Raw genomic sequence first — 25,046 nt, forward strand, 5'->3', positions numbered from 1 at the left:
CGTCTCCGTCCAGATCGTCATTTTCGTTACAGAGCAGGACCTTGGCGGCATGTGCATGTATGCTCGCTGAAGTCGCGCCCATCCCGATTGCCCGATCTATGCTGAAAAGGCCAATCGGTTTCTGTTGTAACTGTTAACCGTTGCCAGGCGCTAGCGGGAAAGATCGCGGACGGTTCAGCGCGCAGGCAGCTCGCGCCCTGCACCGGCATCGGCTTGCTGGCTCGCCGCGCTGGCCGCTTCGCCCAGCGCCTGCCGGTTGACGGTGACGATCTTGGGCCGTTCGCCAGGTTCGGGCACCACCAGCCAGAGCGAGCCCAGTTCGAAATAACCGCCTTTGCCTTCCACCACCGCCATATCCGCCAGATCGACATTCTTCATCATGTCGAGAATGCCCGCGTCGAACACTTCCTCGAATGCGGCATCGACATCTTCCTGCGCGGTCAACTCGCGGCGATTGCCTTCGGCATCGATGTGGAGGACGGGAATGCCGACTTCGCTCAGGATCGCGGCCTTGTCGCCGCGCCTTGCGGCGCCGCGAATGGTATCGAGCGCCGCTTCGAACTGGCTCGGCGATGTTCCGGTCGCACAGGAAATCGCGCCGCCTTCGGCCCGGTCGTTCTCGCGGTCGAAATCCACGTCGGGAGCGGCGCCGCTGGCGCTTTGCCGTTCCCACACCAGGAGCAGGCAATCTTCGGCAGGCTCCTGCGCCGCCGCCGCGAGTACCGCGTCACTGACAGCTGCCGAAGCGTCGGGCGCAGCCGGCGGTGGCGCCTGTCCGCATGCGGCAAGCAGGCCGGCAGAGAGTAAAGACAACATCCGCGTGGCGGCAGCACTCCGCCGAAGCGGCGGATAGAGACGGAGGGGCTGCAGGCGGGTTCTCATGGTATCCTTGGGGCATTTCGTGAATACGGCCGAACGGCAGTGGTGTGGCGATCAAGGGTAGATAAGCCGGGGCGCTGCTATGACAACGCGCGAAAAAGCGGTGGGTTGCGCCTGGCCTGCATCATTCCGGCCCGGCGAGATGGGGCTGGCCGCAGCTTGTTTCGGCCAGCGCGATTTCGGCCACGGCGCGATAGAGCGATCCGCTGCGCCGCAAATGACTTTCGAACAGGACCACCGCGTCGACGGTGAAGGCATCGCTCCGCAAATCGCCCCATCTCGCAAGCCATGCCGTCGCATCGCCGCTCATGCTGTTTAGCCGGGCCAGCGTGACATGTGGCGTGAATTTGCGCGTCTCGGCAGGCAGGCCCACCGATTGGCACACGCGTTCCACCTTGTGCTGTAACCGGCGCAATTCGGGTGAAGGCGCAAGCCCTGCCCACAGGGCACGGACTGCCCCCTTGCGCGTGAAGAACCCGGTCCCTGAAATCTGCAAGTCGAACGGTGGCATTGTCACCGTGGCGAGCGCGTCGGCAAGATCGTTAGCCTGCGGCGTCTCGCATTCTCCGATAAATCGCAGGGTGAGATGCAACTGGTCCTCATCCTGCCATCTCGCCGCCTCGACACCGTCCATCGTGTCGATCAGCAGGTCGCGGACCGGCTGCGGAAGGCGGATGCCGACGAAGATCCTGTGCATTTCTGCGGTCCCTGGGTCGGGGTCAATCACGCAATCTGAAGGCGGATGTTCCGAAACATTGCACGCCGTGAGAGGGGCGCACGATCATGCGAGCCGGGGGTCTTCGTAATTGGCGTCCATGAAGATGGCCATGCGGCGTTCGCTGCGGTTCACCAGTCCGCCTGCCACCTGACCACCGGCATGCGTGTAATCGAGTTCCCTGGCGATGCCGACATAATCGCCGGCCTGTATCGCGGCATTCAGGCGCGGACTTTCGGCTTCGCTGACATTGCCTTCGCCCACGTTGTAGACGAGATCGACCAGCGCATCGAATTCGTGCTGATGCAAGGCAAGCCCGCCGACCAGACGCGCCACGGCTGCTTCCGCCTTGGCAAGATCGGCTTCGAGGAATTGAATGACCTGATCGTAGCTGATCCGCTGACCGACGGAGAGATTGTCCGCCGGCGTGACCAGATGACCGACGCCGACGGTGGGATAGCCCGCGACGTCGCGATAGACAGTCAGGCGCACGCCTTCTTCCTGCACCAGGGCCTCCTTGAAACTTTCGCTGGTCGTCATGGAGGCAGCGTTCTGACGCAGATCCTGCATGAAGGGCGAGGCATGGGCCGTCTGCTTCTGGTTCTCGTTCGGCTGGGTGGTGAAGGCGGCCAGGCCCATCGCGCCTGCCGACAAGGCCATCACGGCCGTCCTGCGGCGACCGATGTTGCGCAGCTTGCCCGCCGGGCGGCCCGTGCCGCTGCCGGATGGATGAGTGTGCCCGCCCGTCTTGCGCCCGCCGTCACGGCCGGCTTCACGCGCCCGCAGGCGCAGTTTGACGGTGAGCGCCATGGCGCGGTCGAGGCCGGTCGGGGTGGAAATCCCCGGCGCAGTTCGCATTTCCGGCATGTTGATGTTCAAAGTACTGATGGCTCTACCCCGTAATAGCTTGTTCTCGTGAAATCGCGGTGTGTCTGCCGGCCGATCTCCCGGTTTCGTCGCACTGGTTCATGCGACCGGGCCTGTTTCGCCCCTCTGCCCAATCAACGGGCGGGTATGGAAATAGGTCCGGAATTGGTCCTGTCACAGGACCGATTCGCGGTTTCGCTGACCCTGAAATCGGGCACCTTTGCACATTTGTAAGAGCGCGCGGGACCAGCCGTTGCATATCAGGGACGAACGCGCGCGCCATGAATGCAAGTGAAATTAGCAGGAGATTTCAGTTACCTGCGGTTAATCTTTGGCGGTGCCTTCAGCCATGTGTACCTGACTTGATGCGAAACACCGCCAGCCACCGCTTGTGGCGCGCCCGGTTGTAAAGCGCCGGCCAGCGCCCACATCGCGCGGAGCGCATCCGGCGCTCTTGACCCAATCGAACATTTGCGGAACACGCGCTTCATGGCCTTAACCAAGATTTCCGTGCGCGGTGCGCGCGAACATAACCTCAAGGGCGTGGATATCGATCTGCCGCGGGATTCGCTGATCGTCATCACCGGGCTTTCCGGGTCGGGCAAATCCAGCCTCGCCTTCGACACGATCTATGCCGAAGGGCAGCGCCGCTATGTCGAGAGCCTGTCGGCCTATGCCCGCCAGTTCCTTGAAATGATGCAGAAGCCGGATGTCGAACATATCGACGGCCTCAGCCCCGCCATCAGCATCGAACAGAAGACCACCTCGCGCAATCCGCGCTCCACCGTGGCGACCGTCACCGAGATCTACGATTACATGCGCCTGTTGTGGGCGCGAGTGGGCGTGCCCTATTCGCCCGTGACCGGCGAACCGATCGAGGCGCAGACCGTCTCCACTATGGTCGACCGGGTGATGGAACTGCCCGAAGGTACGCGGCTGTACCTGCTTGCCCCCGTGGTGCGCGGGCGCAAGGGCGAATATCGCCGCGAACTGGCCGAATGGCAGAAGGCGGGCTTCACCCGCGTTCGCATCGACGGCGAAATGTACCCGATCGAGGAAGCGCCCGCGCTCGACAAGAAGTTCAAGCACGACATCGAGGTCGTGGTCGACCGGCTGGCGGTTAAGGCCAAGGACGATACAAGCATCCAGACCCGCCTGGCCGACAGTTTCGAAACCGCGTTGAAGCTGGCGGACGGCCTCGCCTATGCCGACCTCGCCGACGGGGTCGTGCCGGGGCGCGAGGCGGATGGCGCAGGTGCTGACGGCGGACAGATGAAGGGCGCCATGAAGGGTGCTGGCCTGCCCGCCAATCGCATCGTTTTCTCCGAACGCTTCGCCTGCCCGGTGTCGGGCTTCACCATCGAGGAGATCGAACCGCGCCTGTTCTCCTTCAACGCACCGCAGGGGGCCTGCCCCACTTGCGACGGGCTGGGCGAGAAGATGCTGTTCGACCCGCAGCTGGTCGTGCCGAACGAGGCGCTCACCCTGAAGAAGGGCGCGGTGGTGCCCTGGGCCAAGTCGAACCCGCCGTCGCCCTATTACATGCAGGTGCTCTCCAGCCTCGCCGCCGCCTATGATTTCGACCTCACCACCCCCTGGCAGGACCTGACGCAGGAGCAGCGCGACACCATCCTGCACGGCACGAAGGGCAAGGCCGTGCCGCTCACCTTCAAGGACGGGCGCAAGCAATATACGGTGAACAAGGCGTTCGAGGGCGTCATCGGCAATCTCAACCGCCGCATGCTCCAGACCGAAAGCGCCTGGATGCGCGAGGAGCTCGGCAAATACCAGACCGCCCAGCCGTGCGAAACCTGCCACGGCGCCCGCCTTAAGCCCGAGGCGCTGGCGGTGAAGGTTGCGGGCGAGGATATCGCCGGCCCCACCCGCATGTCCGTCGCCGATGCGAAGGAATGGTTCCTCACCCTCGAACCCAGGCTCACCAATCAGCAGCAGCAGATCGCCCGCGCCATATTGAAGGAGATCAACGAACGGCTCGGCTTCCTCGACAATGTCGGGCTGGACTACCTCAACCTCAACCGCACCAGCGGCACGCTGTCGGGGGGCGAGAGCCAGCGCATCCGCCTCGCGAGCCAGATCGGCAGCGGCCTGTCGGGCGTCCTCTACGTCCTCGACGAACCCAGCATCGGCCTGCACCAGCGCGACAACGACCGCCTGCTCGAAACGCTGAAGCGCCTGCGCGACCTCGGCAATACCGTCATCGTGGTGGAACATGACGAGGACGCGATCCGCACCGCCGATTACGTGGTCGACCTCGGCCCCGGCGCGGGCGTGCATGGCGGCGAGATCGTCGCCGAAGGCACGCTGAAACAGGTGCTGAAATCGAAGAAGTCGCTCACCGCGCAATATCTGAACGGCACGCGCGAGATTGCCGTCCCGAAACAGCGTCGCAAGGGCAATGGCAAGAAGGTCACCGTCCACAACGCCCGCGCCAACAATCTGCAGAACGTCACCGCATCGATCCCGCTCGGCACCTTTACCTGCATCACCGGCGTGTCGGGCAGCGGCAAGTCCAGCTTCACCATCGACACGCTGCACGCAGGCGCGGCGCGGGCGCTGAACGGAGCGCGCGTGATCGCCGGAGCGCATGACAGGATCACCGGCCTCGAAAATTGCGACAAGGTGATCGAGATCGACCAGTCGCCCATCGGCCGCACCCCGCGTTCGAATCCGGCGACCTATACCGGCGCCTTCACCAATATCCGCGACTGGTTCGCGGGCCTGCCGGAAAGCCAGGCGCGCGGGTACAAGCCGGGGCGGTTCAGCTTCAACGTGAAGGGCGGCCGGTGCGAGGCGTGCCAGGGCGACGGGCTGATCAAGATTGAGATGCACTTCCTGCCCGACGTCTATGTCACCTGCGAACAATGCGGCGGCAAACGCTATAATCGCGAGACGCTGGAGGTCCGCTTCAAGGGCATGAGCATCGCCGACGTGCTCGACTTGACGATCGAGGATGCGGAGGAATTCTTCAAGGCCGTCCCCCCCATCCGCGAGAGGATGCACATGCTGAACGAGGTGGGGCTGGGCTATGTCAAGGTGGGCCAGCAGGCGACGACGCTGTCAGGGGGCGAGGCGCAGCGCGTGAAACTGGCGAAGGAACTCGCCCGCCGCAGCACCGGGCAGACGCTGTATATTCTGGACGAGCCGACCACGGGCCTGCATTTTGAGGATGTGCGGAAACTGCTGGAGGTTCTCCAACGGCTGGTGGACCAGGGCAATTCCGTGGTGGTGATCGAACATAATCTCGACGTGATCAAGGTCGCCGACTGGATCCTCGACCTCGGCCCCGGAGGCGGCGTCCGCGGCGGCGAGATCGTGGCCGAAGGCACCCCGGAGGAAGTGGCCAAGGAGCCGCGCAGCTACACGGGGCACTATCTTGCGCCGATGTTGGAGAGGGTGGGGCAATACTAAGTGGAGAAGTGACGTTGCCAGTATGTCGACAAAGGGTGATCGCCTAAGGTCGCAAGCAAGTGGCCCTGCACGCTGTGAAGTTGACGCAAACTTTAAAGGTCATCGCCCACTACCTCATCGCCTACGTGAAGTCCGTCCGGATTTGAGAAGTGAGCCTGCTGATGAAGATGCAGGTTGACGCGGACTGCCGCCGCCATTGCTGGTGCTTTGATTGACCCGTCGGACCCTTCGGCCGTCTTCTCGATCATGTATTCACCCCAAAGTCCTAAGGTGCCATCCCATTCGGCATCTTCAAGCACGCGATTCGCTATATCTTCGTAGTCCTCGCCGCCTTCGCTCCGCCAACTCAGCCATGACGCGGTCTTTGCGATATCGATGCGCGGTACATTCCTCATAGGAACAGGCTTAGTCGGGGGGCGGGTGCTCCCCCAATCACCGTAGACGAGTTCGCCACCGTTTACCGCTCGTCGAACCTCTTGAAACAGACCTCGCTCGTTCACCGGAATGATAAAACGGTCGCCCAGACCGCCGAAAGCATCGGGGAAGCTGCTGCCAGCCACCACGATCTCTATTGTTGGCGACAAATCAACAAGCGTTTGAACGATGCCGGAGCACAGCGCGGCTTGGGTCAAGATATTTGGCCCCCAACCACAATCGACTACGAAAACTACATTCTCCAACCCTCGTTGGATTACCGCATCAGCAATGTTGATAATCGCACCGGGTTGGTTCGCAAGTGCACGAACAAATAGCCCTCGCTCTAGTTCTTCTACCTGTTGCAGCTGATCTTCGATCTGAGGTTCCCGGTCAGTTATACCACGGAACACAGGAATTCGGTTTGGGCCGCTTTCAACCACATCGTAGTAATTGCGGTACCCATCCGTAGGATCAAAGAGTGACGCGAATTCAACCTTGGCAAGTTTGGCAGGATCAGGATGCGCTTCATATTTAAATTCGTCTAAATCAAGACCGTAGAGACGATTACCTATCGCTTCATCTAGAGTATCTAAAGCTTTGTCGAGGGTTTTTGAGTTAAGCCAAGGGCGAAGCTTAACGATCGGTATCATCAAATTTTTGCTGCTTTCTGGCAACTCGCGTAAAGCCCTTACTTCTGCAAGCCGCAGATGCAACAGCGGCACATAAGCCTTACCTTCGAGCATCAGACCCCTAACTTTATTCGCATGGCAGGCTCCGAAACTCTTAGCTGCTTAGCCATTCTGGCTACTTTTTCCTCAGTTGGCAATGTTGCATACTGAGCGCTTAGCCTTTCGACAGCTGCATCAGGCATAATAATAAGAGATGCTAACTTGTTTGCTTCAATCTCGTGGCGAGAGCTCAAATTCGAACGATACATTGTGTTATCAACTACACCGCCGCGGATCAGCTCCTTGTGCAACAGAAAGTGTGCAATTTCATGAGCTAAAGTAAACCTCTGCCTTTCTACGCTTTCATGCCTATTAAGCTTGATTCGAAATCCAGATGCCGAAGTTTTTGAAGGCTCTATTAAACCCGAGATTCCTGGCTTGAGTGGCGAACGAAAAACTTCGATGCCCAAATCGGAAGCCAGAGCACCAAGCTTAACTGGCACACTCTCAAGATGACGCTTTATAATCTCTTTGACCGTCTCACTCATCAGACTTCATTCTCATCAAATGGGCTTTGATTTTCGATGTCTTTCTTCGCATTTTTCGCGAGTTGCGCTTCTCGTCGCGCGTCATCCCGAAGCGTCTCGACGAGATCAGCGTACCTTTGATCTGAAGGGCTAAAGCGCTTTTCCAAGAATTCCTCAGCGTGCGTTCTGACCCGGTCATCAAATGTTTTCCAACCGACCAATGCCATCCCGCCTAGGAAAATCGCCAGCGCGGCCAAAATGACCCCGAGTGCGGTTAGGATGATCGCCACGAAATCCGCCCCGCTGATGTTTGGATTTGGTTCCATGCGCAGATTTGAGCCAGCCCACAAAAGGTATGCGAGCGACGCTCCGACGATGAGGTAGAATGCGAGCTTGGCGAGCGAAACAGCGTGCCTCATAGAGCATATCCTAGGAACAAAAATGGAACATTGCAACCTTGATAAAACGAGATCGAGAGGAAACAACCCCTTACCTTGGACGAAGAGTGTCTGAGGATGAGGGAAGCTTTGGCTAGTCTGCTGTCCTACAGGTAGTTCCTGCTATAACTGGCTCGGCTTCCTTCATCAATGTAAGTTGAACCATGACTGCCCTCATCCCCCACGACACCTTCACCGACACTACCACGCAAGCAAACCACACGATCCTCACCCCCGAGCGGCAGGCGGATTTTCTCGCCAGTCTGCAACTCTATGGCAATGTGCGGCTGGCCTGCCGCGCGGCTTCGGTCTCGCCGCAGACGGCCTATCGGGCGCGGCGGCGGCTCGCCGGGTTTGCGAGGGGCTGGGATGCGGCTTTACTCAGCGCGCGCGCTCATGCCGAGGAGGTGCTGGCGGACCGCGCCATTAACGGGGTGGAGGAGGCGGTGTTCTATCACGGCGAGGAGGTCGCGCGGCGGCGGCGCTTCGATTCGCGCCTGCTGCTCGCCCATCTGGCGCGGCTCGACCGGCTGGAGACCCGCGAGGACGTGGCTGCCACTCTCCCGCTGCTCGACGATCAGATCGACGCCCTGCGGCGCGGGGAGGAATTGCCCCAAACGCCCCCGGAAATTGAATCGCAGGACCGTGTTCCACCCGTTCCATCCTGCGCCTGCGGCCAGGCGGAAAGCGGCGATGAGGACGAGGCCGAGGCGGGCGCGGAGGACGAGCTCGACGAAGACGAATATTGGGCCGAGTACTGGGCCGACCAGCTGGAGGACAAGACGCCGCTGGGCCGCACCCTCACGGCGATGGAATATGCGCGCCCGCCCGGCGCGCCGCTGCCGCATCAGCTGGGCGATGCGGAAGAGGTCGAATATTGGCAGATAGTCGCCTTCGAGGCCGGTCAGGACGAATGGTGGCTGGTGACGGGAGAGGACGATCTGGACTCGCCCGACGCCGCCGCCTGAATTGCGGCCTCAGTCCAGCAGGGCCAGCTCCACATGGCCGTGGCCGCGCTGGACGATGCCGATACCCTCGGCGGCGGAGCGCGACAGGTCGATGATGCGGTTGCCGTGGAACGGCCCGCGATCGTTGATCCGCACCGTGACGCTGCGGCCATTGGCGGGGTTGGTCACCTGCACCAGCGATCCGAAGGGCAGGGTGCGATGCGCGGCGGTCAGCTGGCCGGGGTCGAACCGCTCGCCGCTGGCGGTACGCTTGCCCGCGAACCGCTTGCCGTAATAGCTGGCATTTCCCGATCCGATGACGCGGGCGGCTGGCTCTTCCTCCACCGGAGGGTCGATCCGGGTGATGTCCACCACGTTGCCGGCAGGCTGCGGCATTGCGGGCAGGGCGCGGAACCGGACGAATTCGGCGGTAAACTCGGCGGAAACCGCCTGCTGCGCGGCAACCGGGGCACCGGAAAGATTGGGGAGGAGCAGCACGGCGGCAATCGTGGGGATGCGGCGGCCGGCGGTGTGGCGACCCGACCGGAGGAACCGGGGACGGGCGAAAAGCTTGGGGCTGTTCATGGAGGGTGCTTTTACAGACCCAATCTAAACAGCGGCAGTCCAGCCAAACCGCTCCGCCCCTGGAATCACTCCACCCGTCCCGAAAATGCGGGAACCTTTGTGCACAATGGCCGTTCTGGCGCGAAACCGGGGGAGAGAATCGCTTAAGCGCGATCCCGCTGGGCCAGCAGCCTGAGGCGCAGGGCATTCAGCTTGATGAACCCCTCCGCATCGCGCTGGTCATAGGCGCCTTGGTCGTCCTCGAAAGTGACATGGCGTTCCGAATACAGGCTGTTGGGCGATTTGCGCCCGACGACGCTGACGCTGCCCTTGTACAGCTTGAGCCGGACCGTGCCGCTGACCTTCGCCTGGCTGTGATCGATGGCCGCCTGCAACATCTCACGCTCGGGTGAAAACCAGAAGCCGTTGTAGATCATCTCGGCATAGCGGGGCATCAGTTCATCTTTCAGATGCGCCGCCCCCCGGTCCAGCGTGATCTGCTCGATCCCCCGATGCGCCCGGGCGTAGATTTCACCGCCCGGCGTTTCATACATGCCCCGGCTCTTCATGCCGACGAAGCGCCCCTCGACCAGATCCAGCCGCCCGATACCGTGCTTGCGGCCAAGATCATTCAGGGCGGTGAGCAGGATGGCAGGGCTCATGCCCTCGCCGTTCAGGCCAGTACCGTCGCCCCGCTCGAAGTCGATGGTGATATATTCCGCCTCGTCCGGCGCGTCTTCGGGATTGGCAGTGCGGGAATAGACGTAGTCGGGCGTCTCCTCCCACGGATCTTCCAGAACCTTCCCTTCGGAAGACGTGTGCAGCAGATTGGCATCGGTGGAGAAGGGACTTTCGCCGCGCTTGTCCTTCGGAACCTCGATCTGGTGCTTTTCCGCCCAGCCGATCAGCGCACTGCGCGATGTCAGATCCCACTCCCGCCACGGCGCGATGATGCGGATGTCAGGGTTCAGTGCATAGGCACTGAGTTCGAAGCGGACCTGATCGTTGCCCTTGCCGGTCGCTCCATGGGCGATAGCATCGGCGCCGGTCTCCTGCGCTATCTCGATCAGCCGTTTGGAAATCAGCGGCCGGGCGATTGAGGTGCCGAGCAGATAGTCGCCCTCATACCGAGCATTCGCGCGCATCATCGGGAACACGAAGTCGCTGACGAATTCCTCGCGTAGATCGTCAATGTAGATATTCTTGTCCGGCACGCCCATCCCGCTGGCCTTGCGGCGGGCAGGTTCCAGTTCCTCTCCCTGACCGAGATCGGCGGTGAATGTCACCACCTCGCAACCATAGGTAACCTGTAGCCATTTCAGGATAACGCTGGTGTCGAGGCCACCCGAATAGGCGAGGACGACCTTCTTGATATCCGACATGCGCAATTCCAACCGATTGTGACCTGAATATAGACGCGCCTATCAGCGGAGCAGGGGTATCGCAAACAAGAAGGGTTTATTCAAAAGGAATTCAGATGCCGGCGTACCATTGATAGCCGCGATCCTCCCAGTAGCCGCCTTCGCCGCCGCCGATGCCATCGAGGCTGGCGACCGCTTCGATCCCGGTCAGATATTTGGCGTGTTTATAGCCGAGTTGCCGTTCGATGCGCATCCGGAGAGGCGCACCATTCCTTATGGGCAGGGGTTCGCCGTTCAGTTGGTGGGCGATAATGGTTTGCGGGTGGTAGGCATCGAGAAGGTCAATGCTCTCGTAATAAGCGTTGCCATTCAGTTCATCGGCGCAGCGAAATACAATGAAGCGGGCGCTGTCCTGCAATCCTGCAGCGTCGAGCACGAGGGAAAGTTGAGGACCGGTCCACTGGCCGATGGCGCTCCATCCCTCGACGCAGTCGTGCCGGGTGATCTGCGTGCGCTGAGGGAGGCGGCGGATATTTTCGATGCTGAAAGCAAGGGGATTGTCAACCAACCCGCCCACGGTCAGCCGCCAATCGGCAAAGCCATTCGCGGCAGATAGAGCATAGGAGGCCTCAGCGGGCCGCGTCGTTCCGTTACCCCGAAAAAAGGGCGAGATGTCTTCTGGAGAGTATTCCTTCACCAGTGCCGTTCTGCTTTGGAACAGGCGCTGCGCCTTGCGGTGCAAATCTTCGGCTGTGTCGAACACGGTCGATCCGCCGCTGTCGGCGACTTTAGAGCACGCTCCCACCAGGGTCACGCCCATGGCGAGCAGAATATCCCGGCGATGCAGGCTCATTTGCGGTTCCCGAGGATCATGGATCGCATCTGTCCGATCGGCCCCGATACGAAGACCAGCGCGACATGCAGGACGAAAAAAACGAAGATTGCCCACGCTGTGATGAAATGAAGCGATCTGGCGGACTGCCGGCCGCCCATCAACTCGATCATCCAGCCAAGCGCAGGTTCCCATCCAGGACTGATCGCCATGCCGGTAAAGATCATCAGCGGCAGCATGACGCCATAGACCAGCCCGTAAGACAGCTTCTGGAAGAAATTGTACTTGCCGTCGGCAGGATCGAATTCGAACCGGAGGTGGTTCCGGACATCCTGCTTGATCGCATTCCGGTCCCACTCCCTGCCGCGGGTCGCTATATCACGGCAGAAATGACGATTGGCAAGCATGCTGATCCAGATGAACAGCAGTCCCACCGCATAGGGCAAGGCTGCGGTCAGGTGCCAGTCCCTCGCCGCGGCAAGGCTGTAATAGTCCGGTATGGTGGCCCAGCCTGGGAAGCGCATGACGGCGAACCAGGCATCTTCGGGCAGGAACCCGGCGTCGCCCCAGTAAAGCCACGGATGCGCGTTGGAGATGTTCAGTCCCGACATGAAGAGGATGACGATGCAGGCGAAGTTCACCCAGTGCCAGATGCGCGTCGACGCTCGGTGTCGCGGCGGGAAGGGGGCAGTCACCGCAGCTTCTCTTTCCGGCTGAGGGGTCATGGACGCGCTTTCTCACGCGCCAGATAGATGACGTCGCGCGGTTGCGACAGAAGATGCTGTCCACTGTCGATGAAAAGGCTTTCGCCGCTCTGCAAATTTCCTTCCGCCAGCCACAATGCGGCCTGCGCGACTTCTGCTGCTTTCGTCTTGCGCTGCAACAGGTTCAGGCGGTGCGAAACGTCGGTCTCCTTAGGATCCTGATCATAACTGGGCAGGATCGCACCGGGCGCAAGATCATAAATGCGATCGTCAGCATGAAGGGAACGGTCCAGTGCCTGCATGCCGGTTGCGGCAGCCAGAGCATGCTTGCTGGCCGTGTAGGAAAAGAAATCCGGGTTGGTATTCTCGAGTTTCTGATCGGTGATGTTGATCACCACGCGCCCGCTCCTGTTCTCTCTGTCCGACAGGAAGGCCTGTGCCATCGCGGCAGGCGACCGCGCGTTGACGGCCATCGCCCGGTTGAAAACCTCCTCATCCGGTGCATCAGCCTCGTCCGGCTGGAAAACCGACGCGCAATTCACCAGCACCTGCCAATCATCTATCCGCTCCAGCAGATCGGCCACCACACCCCGTGCTGCGGCAGTATTCAAAAGGTCGCAGCGGACGATCTCTGCCGATGAAAGGCTGTCGCACAAAGCCTGCGCCTCTTCGCGCGAGGTACTGTAATGGATGACGACATGCCATCCGGCATCGCCGAATGTCCGCGCGATCGTGGCGCCGATCCGGCGCGCGCCGCCGGTGACGAAAACGGATTTGCGGGTCAACTGCAAGACCCTGCTACTGGCATGGACATTCAGCCAATTTCCGCTGCCTCCCGGTCGCGCTGCGCACGCGTCTTCTTTTCGGCGGCAGTTTTCAGTTGACCGCAGGCGGCATCGATGTCCCGCCCGCGCGGCGTGCGGATCGGTGCACTGATCCCGGCACCGAACACGATGGCGGAAAAGCGCCTGATCCTGTCCGGAGTGGAACATTCGTAGGGTGCGCCGGGCCAGGGGTTGAAGGGAATAAGATTGACCTTGGCCGGAAGATCGTAGTCGCGGATAAGTCTCACCAGTTCCCGCGCGTCTTCGTCGCTGTCGTTCCTGTCCTTCAGCATCACATATTCAAACGTGATCCGGCGCGCGTTTGAAGCGCCGGGATAGGCCGCACAGGCGGCGAGCAGTTCCTCTATGCCATATTTGCGGTTGATCGGCACGATCTCGTCGCGAACATTCTTGGTCACGGCATGCAGGGACACTGCCAGATTGACGCCGATCTCTTCACCGCAGCGCGCCATCATCGGCACCACACCGCTGGTCGACAGCGTGATGCGGCGCTTCGACAGCGCCAGACCGTCACCGTCCATCACGAGTTGCAACGCATCGCGCACATTGTCGAAATTGTAGAGCGGCTCACCCATTCCCATCATCACGATATTGGTAAGACGGCGGCCAGCGGAGTCGTAGCCTTCCTCCTCCTCGCCTTCGGACTTGGGCTTGTTCGTCATGGACGCACCGTCCGGCCATTCGCCCAGCGCATCGCGGGCGAGCATGACCTGCCCGACGATTTCACCCGGAGTAAGGTTCCGGACCAGGCGCATGGTTCCCGTATGGCAGAAGGTGCAGTTCAGGGTGCAACCGACCTGGCTCGACACGCACAAGGTGCCGCGATCGTCGTCGGGGATGAAGACCATCTCGAAATCATGGCCGTCCGGCGTCGACAGCAGCCATTTGCGGGTACCATCTTCGGAAAGCTGCGCTTCCATGACATCGGGCCGGCCGACCACGAAACGTTCCGCAAGCCAGGGCCGCAGAGATTTCGCCATATCCGTCATCGCATCGAACTGACGCACGCCGCGATGATACATCCAGTGATAGATCTGTTTGGAGCGTAGCCGCGCCTGCTTCGGCTCCATACCCGCAGCTTCGAAAAGATCTCTGATCCGTTCGCGCGGAAGGCCCGTCAGGTCGATACGTCCATCGGACCGCGGCGTGACGCCACGAGCAACAGGTACGGGATCGATCTGGCCGGGGATTGGCATCAAAGCTGTATGCGACATGACATGGATATAGAGTGCCGGGCACGAAAGCGCAAAGCTGGCGGAGAAAACTTCCGACTTTGATTCGGGAAGCATATCGCCTGAACCGTTCATAGTCGCGCAAGAATGTGTTGCACTTATGCATCATCCTTATCGTTGTGCTATGTTAATGAAACAAACCTTCCGTTGGGGCCGTTTCAATGGTCCACGACGCGGCGAACCTATCAGACCGCCGGGTCGAATGAACGGAGAAACCATCTGATGAAGTACACAGTCGCAATTCTCGCCGCCACCTCGGCCGCCGCAATCGCTTCGCCTTCCATGGCACAGGACACGAACGCCGCTTTTACCGGACCGCGCGTAGAGGTCTTGGCCGGGTTCGACAGCTCGACCGCAGGCTCCAGCATCGATGACGATATCAATGTGGATAATGACCAGTCGATCGAAGGCGTCGCCTATGGTGCGGCCATCGGTTACGACGTTGCCTTTGGCGGCGCTCTCGTCGGTGTCGAAGCCGAATATACCGGCTCCACTGCAGACACTGATTTCGAGGACGGCGATTTCGAAGGCTTCGGGTTCGGCAATGTCGAGACCGGCCGTGATCTCTATGTCGGTGCTCGCATCGGCGTGCTGGCGCAGCCCGACCTGCTGGTCTATGCCAAGGGCGGTTACACCAATGCCAAGTACAACCTGCGGGACACCAACGGCACGCGTCGGTTCGAACAGGACCTCGATGCCGACGGCTACCGGGTCGGTGCAGGTCTCGAATATGCTCTGAGCGGCAACAGCTTTACTAAAATCGAATATCGCTATTCCAATTACAGCGATGCCGAGATCGATTTCAGCAACGATGTGCCCGACAGCGACCGGTTCGACATCGATACCGACCGTCATCAGGTAATGGTGGGCTTCGGCTATCGTTTCTGATTTCAACTGATTTACGACCACCGAGGGGAACGGGTCGGAAGCGCAAGCTTCCGGCCCTTTTCCGTTCCGGCTATCGGTATTGCGCGCAGGCCACTGTCGCTGCATCCATCGCGGTCGCCGCGCCGGAAAGATCATACGTGTTCGAGAACCGCCGCCCGCGCACATCCCGGCTCCCGACGATCATCCGCCCTGCGACACGCATCGCGGCGATGATCGCCGCGTCCATCCTGGCGTCACGCGCCCAGGCATCCCCGCCGCCACTGGCGAGCCGAAAACGCTCTCCCCCGATACGGAGGGTAACGGGTGCGCCCGGTTCAATCTTGCGGGACAGCCTGACATGCAACTGGCCGCGTATGTTCCGCCGGGGCCAGGTGCCAATAGAGGCGAATGGGCGATACTGCCGTTCAAGCGTGGTGGGTTCTGCCACCGCGATGGCATAGCAGCGCGGCACCGAGGGATCGCGAAAAGCGCCCCAGTTCTGAAATATGCCGAGACTGTCGCGTGCGCCGGCCGTCTGGGGCAGGGCAGCCACGCACAGCGCTGCTGAGAACATCGCGAGAGCGTGCTTCACCGGCAAATCATTCCAGTCAAACCTCGATCGGCCATGGTGAAGGCTGGCGAATTACGGCCGGCCTGCCCCAACAAAAAGGCCGCGCCGATCTCCGGAACCGATGCGGCCTGCTGCTTTTTCAAAGGTCGGATCAGCCGGGTGCCTTGCCGAGAAACTGGCTGACGCCGCGGGGGCGCCCATATTCCGCCTGCCCCGGGTTCATCGCTTCGTAGACCACCGCGTTTTCCAGCACGCGCTGGACATAATTCTTCGTTTCGAAGAACGGGATCTCCTCGATCCAGCGCAACCAGTCGATATTGCCTTCCCGGGGGTCGCCGTTCTGCCGCAGCCATTTGTTCACGTTGCCCGGCCCGGCATTATATGCCGCGACCGCCAGCGGATAGCTGCCGCCGTAGTAATTCAGCATCCGGTCGAAATAGGCCGTACCCAGTTGCAGATTGTAGGTAGGGTTACCGATCAGGTCGCTGGACATGTAGTTCATGCCAAGCTTGCCCGCCTGCTCGCGGGCAGTACCCGGCATCAGCTGCATCAGCCCGCGCGCGCCGGCATGGCTCACCCGTGTTTCGTCGAATTCGCTTTCCTGCCGCGCAATGGCATGCACGAAAGTCCAGTTGGCGCCCCGCGGCGTCGAGAGTGTCGGGAAACCGATCCCGGTAAAACCCGAAAAATTCTTTTCCGGCGCGACGCGGCCGATCACGACCCCCAGTTCCGGAAGATTCAGCCCATTGGCGAGCTCACCGGCCAGCGCAAGCTCACCCGGCGTCTCGGCGGAATCGGCGAGGGCCGTATAGAAGTAGCGCGCGGTCTGCCAGTCGGACCCGCCCCGCGACAGGGAGCGGACAGCCTGCACCAGCGGACTGCTGATGAATTCCGCTCGTTCCTCCTGCGTCGGAACTGCCAGCGTCTGTCCGGCATAGGACGGAATCGACCGGCCGAGACGTTCCAGCGCCAGCAGCCCGTAATAATATTCCGGGTACTCGGCAGCCATTTCAAAATACCGGTTCGCTTCGGCGGCGTTTCCGGCGCGCGCCGATGCATTGCCCGCCCAGTAGAACCCCTTAGACCGTGTCTGCGGAGTCTGTGCAGCCGCGCCATAGCGATAGAACAGAGGTGCTGCCGCATTCCCGTCGCCAAGCTGGTAAAGCGCATTGGTCCCCCCGAGCCACATCAGCGACGTGTAATCGTCACGGAGGCGGTAGCTCATCGTCGAAACGTCGGCGCCGGGAGCGAAGATATCGTCCGCAGACGCGGCGATCCGAACGGCATCGCGCGCGGAGGCATTACGGGCATTCGCCAGCATTTCGGTGACGAAAGCCTCGGCGCTGACCGCCGGGCGGGAAAACCCGGGACGATTGGCAAGGAGCGACACTGCGGCACTGCTCTGCCCGCTGTTGCGATATTGCCGCGCGATATTGTAGACATATCCGGGATCGCTCGAGGCGCTTGCCGGGATCGGCAGGCCCGCTTGCGCAGGATCCTGCCCCTGCAGAAGAGCCAGGCGCGCCATCGCCACGTCGCGGTAGGCGGGTGAGACATTGACGATCTGGCGAGCGGCCGCTTCGTTCCTGCCCTGCCAAAGCAGCGCATCCATTCGCGCATTATGGTCCTCAGCCGAAAAGCGCGAACCGAACAGGCCGGTGATATAGGCTTCCGCAGGGCCGCTCATTTCGCCGCCGCGCCACGCCTTGCGGGCGTAATCGGCTGCCTCTGGCCGGTTCAGCGTCGCCAGCGCAAGCGCGTAACGGGCAAGGCCGCTGTTGGTCAGCGGCGGTTTCGCATCGAAATAGGCGACAAGTTTTTCCGGGCCGACCGCACCGCGATCGAGTGCGTCTTCGGCAAAGGTGCGAAGCTTCGTCTCCATCGGGAAGCCGGGGTTCGCCAGGATGAACCCGGCATAATCCTCGAATGCGAGGCTGTCCGTCTTGGAAAGATAACGCCAGCGATCGACGGCGGCATCTGCGCGCGTCGGCGCTTGTGCGATCATCTGCGCGCGGATCTGGTCGCCTGCCGGATCGGGCAAGGTGACCTGCTGGGCCATGGCGGAGGTTGCGGTGGAGGCCAGAGCGGTACTGGCCAGAATGCTTGCGAATGTAAGTGAAATACGGTCCATGCTGGACACAATGCCGCATCGCTCATTATCAGGCAATGAATAGAACCCGTTACGCGCGTTGTCGCAAGGCCACTCGTTTACCGTATCGGATCAAATGCATGAGGCCCAGATGTTTTCCGGATCGATCCCCGCCCTGATTACACCCTTTCGCGACGGCAAGGTGGACGAAAGCGCATTCCGCCGTCTCGTCGATTGGCAGATCGAGAACGGATCCACCGCTCTGGTGCCTTGCGGAACCACCGGCGAGGCATCGACCATCTCGAATGCAGAGCATCACCGGGTGGTGGAAATCTGCGTCGAACAGGCTGCGGGGCGCGTTCCCGTGATCGCCGGTTGTGGCAGCAACGATACGCAGAATGCCTTGCTCCACATGCGCTTTTCGCAGAAGGCGGGAGCGGCGGCGGCACTTTGCGTGGCGCCTTACTACAATCGCCCCAGCCAACGTGGGCTGATCGCCCATTTCAGCCATCTCGCCAGCAATTGCGACTTGCCTATCGTTCTGTATAACGTGCCTGCCCGCACGGTTACGGATATAGCGCCGGAAACCGTCTGCGAACTCGCGCAGAGATTTCCCGACCGCATCGTGGCCATCAAGGATGCGAGCGAGGATCTTTCCCGCGTCGCGGATCACCGCATGGGTATCGGCCATTCCTTCTGCCAATTGTCCGGAAATGACGAGCTGGCGCTGCCGTTCAATGCCGCGGGCGGGGCGGGGTGCATTTCCGTTACCGCCAATGTCGCACCGAAGCTGTGTGCCGAATTCCAGAGAGCCTGCGCCGATAACGATCTGGTGCGGGCGCGTGAGTTGAACGACCGGCTATATCCTTTGCATTATGCCATGTTCGAAGATGCCAGCCCCGCACCTGTAAAATACGCGCTTTCCCGCGTGCACGACTGGCTCACCGATGAAGTGCGGCTGCCCTTGTGCGCCGCCAGCGACGAGGCTCGCGCAGCGGTGGACGCAGCACTGGAACATGCCGGAATCGGGTAGGACCAAGCGTTTCTGCACGGCACCTGCTGCGGGCCGAGCCGCAGCAAGACCTGCCAGTCACCTTTCCCTTTCCGCCAACCGGTCCTACATCACACACCATGGCACGTCCCAAACCCGAAACTTTCGACAAGCAGAAGACCGTGGCGGAGAACCGCCGCGCACGTTTCGATTACGCGATCGATGACAAGGTCGAAGCAGGGCTTGCACTGCAGGGGACCGAGGTGAAGGCCTTACGCGCCGGACAGGCGACCATCGCCGAAAGCTACGCCGAAGTCCGCGACGGACAGGTCTGGCTGATCAACGCCAACATCCCTGAATACAGCCACGGGAACCGCCTCAACCATGAACCGAAACGACCGCGCAAGCTGCTTCTGCACGAGCGCGAGATCGCCCGTCTGACCGGCGCGGTCGAACGGAAGGGCATGACGCTGGTGCCGATGAGCATCTATTTCAACAAGTCGGGCCGCGCCAAGGTCGAACTGGCGCTGGCGAAAGGCCGCCAGGCGCAGGACAAGCGTGCTTATATCAAGGACAGGGACTGGCAGCGGGACAAGGCGCGCGTGATGCGCGAGCATAATTAGAGCAGCTGTCGTTCACGGGCTGGCCATGCCATTTTCGTTAGGGCGGGCGCTTGTAAGCAACGCCTGAACGCTGGCGGCGATCATGCACCGCACCGCAGGGTTGCGCTCTTGAAAACGGACGCGCAAGGGAAGCGCGAAACAATGAACCGCAAGCCTACGAAAACCTTTCTGGCAGACTGGATCGTGCGGCATATGCCGACGCGCGAGCAGATGGCCGACAATCGTTATCTTGCGCCCATTGCCCATCGCTTTCTCAGCCCGGAACTCTGGCGTTTTACCCGGCGCAGCGTGCCGCGCGGTGTCGCACTGGGCCTGTTCGCGGCCTTTATCGTGCCGGTCGGACAAATTTTTCTCGCCGCCTTCCTCGCCCTGCCGGCCAGGGCCAATGTTCCTGTGTCGGCGCTGGTGACCTTCATCACCAACCCATTTACTCTCGCCTTCTGGCTCGTGGTCGCGAACCGACTTGGCGAATTCATGTTGAAAGTCGATCCCGACACGGTTCGGGTCGCACAGGACCAGTTCGCCAGCGGCAGGTGGCAGAAATTCGGATGGTTTCTGGAAACGGCCGGTGTCACGGCCGTAGGCTTTGTCGTCATGTCGATCGTGTCTGCTGCCATCGGTTATCTGGTCGCAAGCTTCGTCTGGCGCATCATCGTCATTCGGCGGCGGGACAAACGCTTGCGCCTGCATCGGAAAGAAACGCCTGCACCGGCGCAAACCGGCGAGTGAAAGAAAAGATGGATTTAAAGCCGCGCCATGATGCTGCAAGGCAGCATCATCTAATGCTGATCTTGATTGCCGCTTTCGTGGCAAGCGTCGCCCTGGTCTGGATCACGAGCGGTCATGCGGGGGCAGCCATCGCCTATGCCTGCGGCCTTGCCGCGTTCGCCGCCTGCGGGGCGGCCTTCGCCAGATACGGCGGGCAAACGGAGAAGGACGGCACTGCCGCCCCCGACTGGTCCGTTACCGTCGCGGCGATTGAGGCACCGGACGTGGCGATCGCAATAACCGACCGCGCTAACAGGATGGTCTGTGCCAATGCGCTCTACACGCAGTGGTTCGGTACATCTCATGCGCCACCTAATCTGCCGGTGGACCGCAGCTCGCTGGAGAAACTTACCCGTGCGGCGCGCGATGCATGGCGTGACGGCGCGGGCACTGCCGATCCGCTGGAGGCAAGCGATAGTCAGACGATCTGGACTGCCGCTGCCGATCGTGCGGGAAGGGGCGAGGACTATCTGATCTGGCGTGTGAACCGGCAGGTTACGCCCGATCCTGCGCTGTCGTTGTCCGCTGAACTTACCGGGCAGTTGGGTCGGCTGTTCAGCCAGGCGGGGATCGAGAGCGCGTTGGTGGGTGCGGACGGGATTATCCAGGCGGCGGGCGCAGGGTTTGCGGAACGGGCCGCAGGCGATGCCAGTGCCACTCTGGCGGGGCAGGATTACGTGAGCCTGCTGCGATCAGACGAGAAGGACCGCATCTTCTACGCCCGCGAAGGGCGACGCGGTACTCCGCAGACGCTGATTCATGTGCCGCTTTCCGAAGGCGCGATGCCGGCGGCGGATGAAGCGCCATCGCTTATGCTGCTGGTCGACAGTGGAGTAGGGATCGGGGGATCGTCAGGCGCCGGCTTCGATACCGGATCTATGAAAGCGCCAGCGATACCCCAGCTGGAAGCGCTGCTGGGTGCCTTGCCCCTGGGCCTTGCCATGACCGACAGGGACGGGCGCCTTCTTTTTGCCAATTCGGCATTCACTCGTGCGGTCGGATATGAGGGCAGGGCATTGCCGCAATATCCGTCCGATCTCGTCATGCGCGAGGATAAGGGTGCTTTGGCCGACGCCGTTCGCCGCTTCGGGAAGGGCCCTGCCAACAATGGTGACATGGCCGTGCGCCTTCTCGATCAGCCCGATGAACCCGTGTCGCTCGGTCTGGCGGGGGTGAGGGGCCTGGGCGAGGCGTCGGTTCTGCTCAGCCTTGCCGACAGCAGCGAGGAGACGAAGCTGAAGCGGCAGGTGGCGCAGGCGACCAAGATGCAGGCGGTGGGCCAGCTGGCAGGCGGCGTCGCACATGATTTCAACAATGTTCTGACCGCGATCATCGGCTATTGCGACCTGATGCTGCTGCGCCATACGCCGGGTGACAGCGATTATGACGATATCCAGCAGATCAGGGCCAATTCGAACCGTGCGGCCAGCCTGACCCGGCAATTGCTCGCTTTCTCCCGCCAGCAGACGCTGCGCCCTGAAATCCTGCAACTACCCGATGTGGTGAGCGAGGTTAGCCAGCTCCTGAAGCGGTTGCTGGGGGAAAAGGTGACGCTGAGGGTCCGGCACGACCGCGATCTGGGGCCGGTGCGCGCAGACCCGCAGCAACTGGAGCAGGTTATCGTCAATCTGGCTGTCAACGCGCGTGACGCGATGCTGGCGTCGCCCGAAGGCACTGGCCGGCTGACGCTCGCCACACGGCGGGTTTCGGCCAGCGACATCCGCAAGATGGGATCAGACATCCTCCCGGTGGCCGATTACACCGTGCTTCTGGTGCAGGACACCGGCGGCGGCATTCCCGCCGACAAGCTGGGCAAGATTTTCGAACCTTTCTTCACCACGAAGGAACTTGGCAAGGGAACCGGACTCGGGCTGTCGACCGTTTACGGCATAGTCAAACAGTCCGGCGGGTTCATTTTCGCCGACAACATCGGCACTGCGGGCCAGAAGCCCGAAGGTGCCCGGTTTACCGTCTATCTTCCCGTATATCATGGGGAACTGCCGGAGCAGAAAACCGCCGAACCGGCAGAGGTCAAGCGCGAGGCCACCCCGTGGTCGGGCGGAGGGCGCGTTCTGCTGGTCGAGGATGAGGACATGGTCCGCGCCGTTGCCGAAAGGGCGCTTTCACGCGCAGGTTACAAGGTCACGCCCTGCTCCGATGGCGAGGAAGGTCTGGCCGCCATTGCCAATGGCGGAGAATACGACGTGGTAGTCTCCGACGTGGTGATGCCGGGCATGGACGGGCCGGCGATGGTGCGCGCCATACGTCGGGTCTATCCCGATCTGCCGGTGTTGTTCATGTCCGGCTATGCCGAAGAACAGCTACGCCGGGACATCGACGTCGAAAACATGCATTTCCTTCCCAAGCCGTTCAGCGTTCAGCAGATCGGCGAACGCGTGGGAGCGATCCTGTCCGGCGGCGGGACACGCGACGCCGCCTAGCGGAACCGGATTATGTTCCCCTCTTGTTCTTGCATCGGCGATGCCCTATGTGACATGCCGGGCATAAGCTTGGTGCTGGCCTAGAAAATGGATGGAGGCCGTGTCATGGCAGCGAATCTGAAACTGGTTGAAGGCAAGGAAAACAATTTGGACCGTCAGAAAGCACTCGATGCCGCATTGGCCCAGATCGATCGCGCATTCGGCAAGGGCTCGGCAATGAAACTTGGCAGCCGGGAAGCCATGAATGTCGAGGCCATCTCGACAGGGTCGCTCGGTCTGGACATCGCCCTTGGTATCGGCGGGCTGCCCAAGGGGCGAGTGATCGAGATTTACGGTCCCGAAAGCTCTGGCAAGACGACGCTTGCACTGCATGTCATCGCTGAAGCGCAGAAGAACGGCGGCACGGCTGCATTCGTCGATGCGGAACATGCGCTGGACCCGGTCTATGCCAGGAAGCTGGGCGTCGATATTGACGAGTTGATCGTCTCGCAGCCCGATACGGGCGAACAGGCGCTGGAAATCACCGATACGCTGGTGCGATCGAACGCAATTGACGTGCTGGTGGTCGACTCCGTCGCTGCTCTCGTCCCCCGCGCCGAAATTGAGGGCGAGATGGGTGACAGCCACGTCGGCCTGCAGGCACGCCTGATGTCGCAATCTCTCCGCAAGCTTACCGGATCGATCAACCGGTCCAAATGCATGGTGATCTTCATCAACCAGCTGCGGATGAAGATCGGCGTGATGTATGGCAATCCCGAAACCACGACCGGCGGCAACGCGCTCAAGTTCTATGCTTCGGTGCGCCTTGACATCCGCCGGACCGGGCAGATCAAGGACCGTGACGACATCATCGGCAACTCGACGCGGGTCAAGGTCGTCAAGAACAAGGTCGCACCTCCGTTCAAGCAGGTCGAATTCGATATCATGTATGGCGAGGGTATATCGAAGATCGGCGAGATCCTCGACCTCGGCGTGAAGGCCGGCATCGTCGAGAAGTCAGGGTCCTGGTTCAGCTATGACAGTGTCAGGATTGGGCAGGGGCGCGAGAACGCCAAGACGTTCCTGAAGGAGAATCCGGAAATGCAGGCAAAGCTGGAAGCGGCAATTCGCGGTAGGGAGGACAAGGTCGCCGAAGAAATGATGACCGGTCCCACCTCCGAAGACGAGGCAGAGTAACGCCCGGTTCACAACGCCTGTTGAACAATCTTCAGCTGCCTTCAATCTGACCGGATTGGAGGCGGCTATTCGCTGGAAGTCTGCAACGAAACAGGCGGACAAGGGTTTGAATTGATCTTCCTTAATTCTACCGAACCCTGCAAGGGGCAAAAGAACTCATCGGTCGCATGATCAGCATGAATTAGCGGGGGCCGATAATGACCGGAAGAGATGAGTGGCGCACGAATGTCGGCGTGAAATGGGCCGCCGAATGGCGCCGAACCGACCGCAGCTTCACGGGGTTGACGGAAGAGCTCCTGAGACACGCTCTTGCGATTCCGGTGCACAACGTGCTCGATATCGGCTGCGGAGCCGGAGAAATCGCACTGGCATTGGCGCGCGCACGGCAGCAGGCCACGATCACTGGCATAGATCTCAGCGCCGATTTGATTGCGGTCGCGAAGGCAAGGGGTGGCAATCTCCAGAACCTGCAATTCGTTACAGGCGATGCGCGGAACTGGCAGCCAGGAGGGCAGAAGGCCGATCTCCTGATCTCCCGGCATGGCACGATGTTCTTCGATGATCCTGTTGATGCGTTCTGCAATCTTCGCTCCAGCGCTTTGCCTCATGCCCGGCTGATCTTTTCCTGCTTTCGCGAGCGCAAATTCAATGAATGGGCGACCGAATTCGCCGAACTGTCGCCCATTGTGGATGCACCGGACGACGAAGCCCCCGGTCCCTTCGCATTTGGCCGGCAGGAGCGAATTCATGAATTGCTGTCCGCTGCAGGGTGGAGCGGCATCACATATGAGCCGATCGACTACGCCTATGTAGCCGGGTCCGGGCCGGACGCGGTAGTCGATGCGAAATCCTATCTTCTCGCCATAGGCCCCGCAGCCGCTGCCGCCGCAAGGCTCGACGGTTCGGCTCGTCAGCGGTTCGAAAATGGCATGGAAACATTGCTGCAAAGTCGTTGCGAGCAAGGCATCGTCGCGTTCAGGGCAGCTGCCTGGATTGTCACCGCCCGGCCGAACTGATTTCCCTCGCGCAGCGAACGGCCACGAAACGGCTGCTAAACCCGCTTGTCGCCATCGCCACGAAGGCTTACCTGCCTTTC

At 61.1% G+C, this 25,046-nt stretch carries 23 protein-coding genes; 9 read left to right on the plus strand and 14 right to left on the minus strand.

Annotated features, from left to right (window positions below; genetic code table 11):
- Nucleotides 1-174: 174 nt before the first annotated feature.
- The 3 genes from HG250_RS08215 to HG250_RS08225 form a co-directional block, all read right to left on the minus strand.
- Nucleotides 175-882, minus strand: a complete 708-nt coding sequence (locus HG250_RS08215; RefSeq protein WP_240957008.1) for a hypothetical protein — start codon at nucleotides 880-882, stop codon at nucleotides 175-177.
- 121 nt (nucleotides 883-1,003) lie between these two features.
- Entirely contained in the window at nucleotides 1,004-1,576 is a 573-nt protein-coding gene (thpR, locus tag HG250_RS08220) for an RNA 2',3'-cyclic phosphodiesterase (RefSeq protein WP_170004564.1), read from the minus strand.
- 84 nt (nucleotides 1,577-1,660) lie between these two features.
- Nucleotides 1,661-2,461 carry a lysozyme gene (locus tag HG250_RS08225; protein WP_240957009.1) on the minus strand — a complete coding sequence of 267 codons (801 nt, stop codon included), beginning with the start codon at nucleotides 2,459-2,461 and terminating at the stop codon, nucleotides 1,661-1,663.
- Between the two features lie 489 nt (nucleotides 2,462-2,950).
- Between HG250_RS08225 and uvrA the strand changes: the two genes are divergently transcribed.
- A complete protein-coding gene (gene uvrA / locus HG250_RS08230) occupies nucleotides 2,951-5,890 on the plus strand; it encodes an excinuclease ABC subunit UvrA (RefSeq protein WP_170004566.1) in 2,940 nt (979 codons plus the stop codon).
- A gap of 92 nt (nucleotides 5,891-5,982) precedes the next feature.
- Here the strand turns inward: uvrA and HG250_RS08235 are convergent, their stop codons facing one another.
- The 3 genes from HG250_RS08235 to HG250_RS08245 are packed head-to-tail and all read right to left on the minus strand — an operon-like array spanning nucleotide 5,983 to nucleotide 7,921.
- Nucleotides 5,983-7,050 (minus strand): beta family protein, encoded by a 1,068-nt coding sequence (locus tag HG250_RS08235; protein WP_170004567.1) that lies wholly within the window; start codon nucleotides 7,048-7,050, stop codon nucleotides 5,983-5,985.
- The gene (locus HG250_RS08240) at nucleotides 7,050-7,523 is read right to left on the minus strand and encodes an ImmA/IrrE family metallo-endopeptidase (protein ID WP_170004568.1); all 474 of its coding nucleotides are present in this window, start codon (nucleotides 7,521-7,523) and stop codon (nucleotides 7,050-7,052) included. Before HG250_RS08240 ends, HG250_RS08235 begins: the two co-directional genes overlap by 1 nt.
- Entirely contained in the window at nucleotides 7,523-7,921 is a 399-nt protein-coding gene (locus HG250_RS08245) for a hypothetical protein (RefSeq protein ID WP_170004569.1), read from the minus strand. The genes HG250_RS08240 and HG250_RS08245 overlap by 1 nt, the downstream gene beginning before the upstream one ends.
- A gap of 182 nt (nucleotides 7,922-8,103) precedes the next feature.
- Here HG250_RS08245 and HG250_RS08250 point away from each other — a divergent pair, with 182 nt between their 5' ends.
- Nucleotides 8,104-8,907 carry a hypothetical protein gene (locus HG250_RS08250; RefSeq protein ID WP_170004570.1) on the plus strand — a complete coding sequence of 268 codons (804 nt, stop codon included), beginning with the start codon at nucleotides 8,104-8,106 and terminating at the stop codon, nucleotides 8,905-8,907.
- A 9-nt stretch (nucleotides 8,908-8,916) separates the two neighbouring features.
- Here the strand turns inward: HG250_RS08250 and HG250_RS08255 are convergent, their stop codons facing one another.
- The 6 genes from HG250_RS08255 to rlmN form a co-directional block, all read right to left on the minus strand.
- A complete protein-coding gene (locus tag HG250_RS08255) occupies nucleotides 8,917-9,471 on the minus strand; it encodes a septal ring lytic transglycosylase RlpA family protein (RefSeq protein ID WP_170004571.1) in 555 nt (184 codons plus the stop codon).
- Between the two features lie 143 nt (nucleotides 9,472-9,614).
- On the minus strand, nucleotides 9,615-10,832 hold the full coding sequence (locus HG250_RS08260; RefSeq protein ID WP_170004572.1) for an argininosuccinate synthase: 1,218 nt from the start codon (nucleotides 10,830-10,832) through the stop codon (nucleotides 9,615-9,617).
- 91 nt (nucleotides 10,833-10,923) lie between these two features.
- A complete protein-coding gene (locus tag HG250_RS08265) occupies nucleotides 10,924-11,664 on the minus strand; it encodes a molybdopterin-dependent oxidoreductase (RefSeq protein WP_170004573.1) in 741 nt (246 codons plus the stop codon).
- Nucleotides 11,661-12,338 (minus strand): cytochrome b/b6 domain-containing protein, encoded by a 678-nt coding sequence (locus HG250_RS08270; protein WP_338103887.1) that lies wholly within the window; start codon nucleotides 12,336-12,338, stop codon nucleotides 11,661-11,663. Before HG250_RS08270 ends, HG250_RS08265 begins: the two co-directional genes overlap by 4 nt.
- A 26-nt stretch (nucleotides 12,339-12,364) precedes the next feature.
- A complete protein-coding gene (locus tag HG250_RS08275; RefSeq protein WP_170004575.1) occupies nucleotides 12,365-13,132 on the minus strand; it encodes an SDR family oxidoreductase in 768 nt (255 codons plus the stop codon).
- 29 nt (nucleotides 13,133-13,161) lie between these two features.
- Entirely contained in the window at nucleotides 13,162-14,406 is a 1,245-nt protein-coding gene (gene rlmN / locus HG250_RS08280; protein ID WP_170004576.1) for a dual-specificity RNA methyltransferase RlmN, read from the minus strand.
- 240 nt (nucleotides 14,407-14,646) lie between these two features.
- Here rlmN and HG250_RS08285 point away from each other — a divergent pair, with 240 nt between their 5' ends.
- Nucleotides 14,647-15,312, plus strand: a complete 666-nt coding sequence (locus tag HG250_RS08285) for an outer membrane protein (RefSeq protein ID WP_170004577.1) — start codon at nucleotides 14,647-14,649, stop codon at nucleotides 15,310-15,312.
- 70 nt (nucleotides 15,313-15,382) lie between these two features.
- Here the strand turns inward: HG250_RS08285 and HG250_RS08290 are convergent, their stop codons facing one another.
- A complete protein-coding gene (locus HG250_RS08290; RefSeq protein ID WP_338103888.1) occupies nucleotides 15,383-15,883 on the minus strand; it encodes an invasion associated locus B family protein in 501 nt (166 codons plus the stop codon).
- Nucleotides 15,884-16,013: 130 nt separating this feature from the next.
- Nucleotides 16,014-17,993, minus strand: coding sequence for a lytic transglycosylase domain-containing protein (locus tag HG250_RS08295; RefSeq protein WP_170004578.1), 1,980 nt, complete (start codon nucleotides 17,991-17,993; stop codon nucleotides 16,014-16,016).
- Nucleotides 17,994-18,102: 109 nt separating this feature from the next.
- Between HG250_RS08295 and dapA the strand changes: the two genes are divergently transcribed.
- From dapA to HG250_RS08325, 6 genes are all read left to right on the plus strand, one after another.
- Nucleotides 18,103-18,984, plus strand: coding sequence for a 4-hydroxy-tetrahydrodipicolinate synthase (gene dapA / locus HG250_RS08300; RefSeq protein WP_170004795.1), 882 nt, complete (start codon nucleotides 18,103-18,105; stop codon nucleotides 18,982-18,984).
- A gap of 98 nt (nucleotides 18,985-19,082) precedes the next feature.
- Complete coding sequence (gene smpB, locus HG250_RS08305; protein WP_170004579.1) at nucleotides 19,083-19,565, plus strand: SsrA-binding protein SmpB; 483 nt, start codon at nucleotides 19,083-19,085, stop codon at nucleotides 19,563-19,565.
- A gap of 141 nt (nucleotides 19,566-19,706) precedes the next feature.
- Complete coding sequence (locus HG250_RS08310; RefSeq protein WP_240957010.1) at nucleotides 19,707-20,294, plus strand: DUF2062 domain-containing protein; 588 nt, start codon at nucleotides 19,707-19,709, stop codon at nucleotides 20,292-20,294.
- Nucleotides 20,295-20,347: 53 nt separating this feature from the next.
- Nucleotides 20,348-22,774, plus strand: a complete 2,427-nt coding sequence (locus HG250_RS08315) for a hybrid sensor histidine kinase/response regulator (protein ID WP_240957011.1) — start codon at nucleotides 20,348-20,350, stop codon at nucleotides 22,772-22,774.
- Nucleotides 22,775-22,879: 105 nt separating this feature from the next.
- The gene (gene recA, locus HG250_RS08320) at nucleotides 22,880-23,950 is read left to right on the plus strand and encodes a recombinase RecA (RefSeq protein ID WP_170004581.1); all 1,071 of its coding nucleotides are present in this window, start codon (nucleotides 22,880-22,882) and stop codon (nucleotides 23,948-23,950) included.
- A gap of 197 nt (nucleotides 23,951-24,147) precedes the next feature.
- Nucleotides 24,148-24,966, plus strand: coding sequence for a class I SAM-dependent methyltransferase (locus HG250_RS08325; protein WP_170004582.1), 819 nt, complete (start codon nucleotides 24,148-24,150; stop codon nucleotides 24,964-24,966).
- Nucleotides 24,967-25,046: the final 80 nt, after the last annotated feature.

The sequence above is a fragment of the Pseudopontixanthobacter vadosimaris genome (assembly GCF_012979275.1).
In the GTDB taxonomy this organism is placed as follows: domain Bacteria; phylum Pseudomonadota; class Alphaproteobacteria; order Sphingomonadales; family Sphingomonadaceae; genus Pseudopontixanthobacter; species Pseudopontixanthobacter vadosimaris.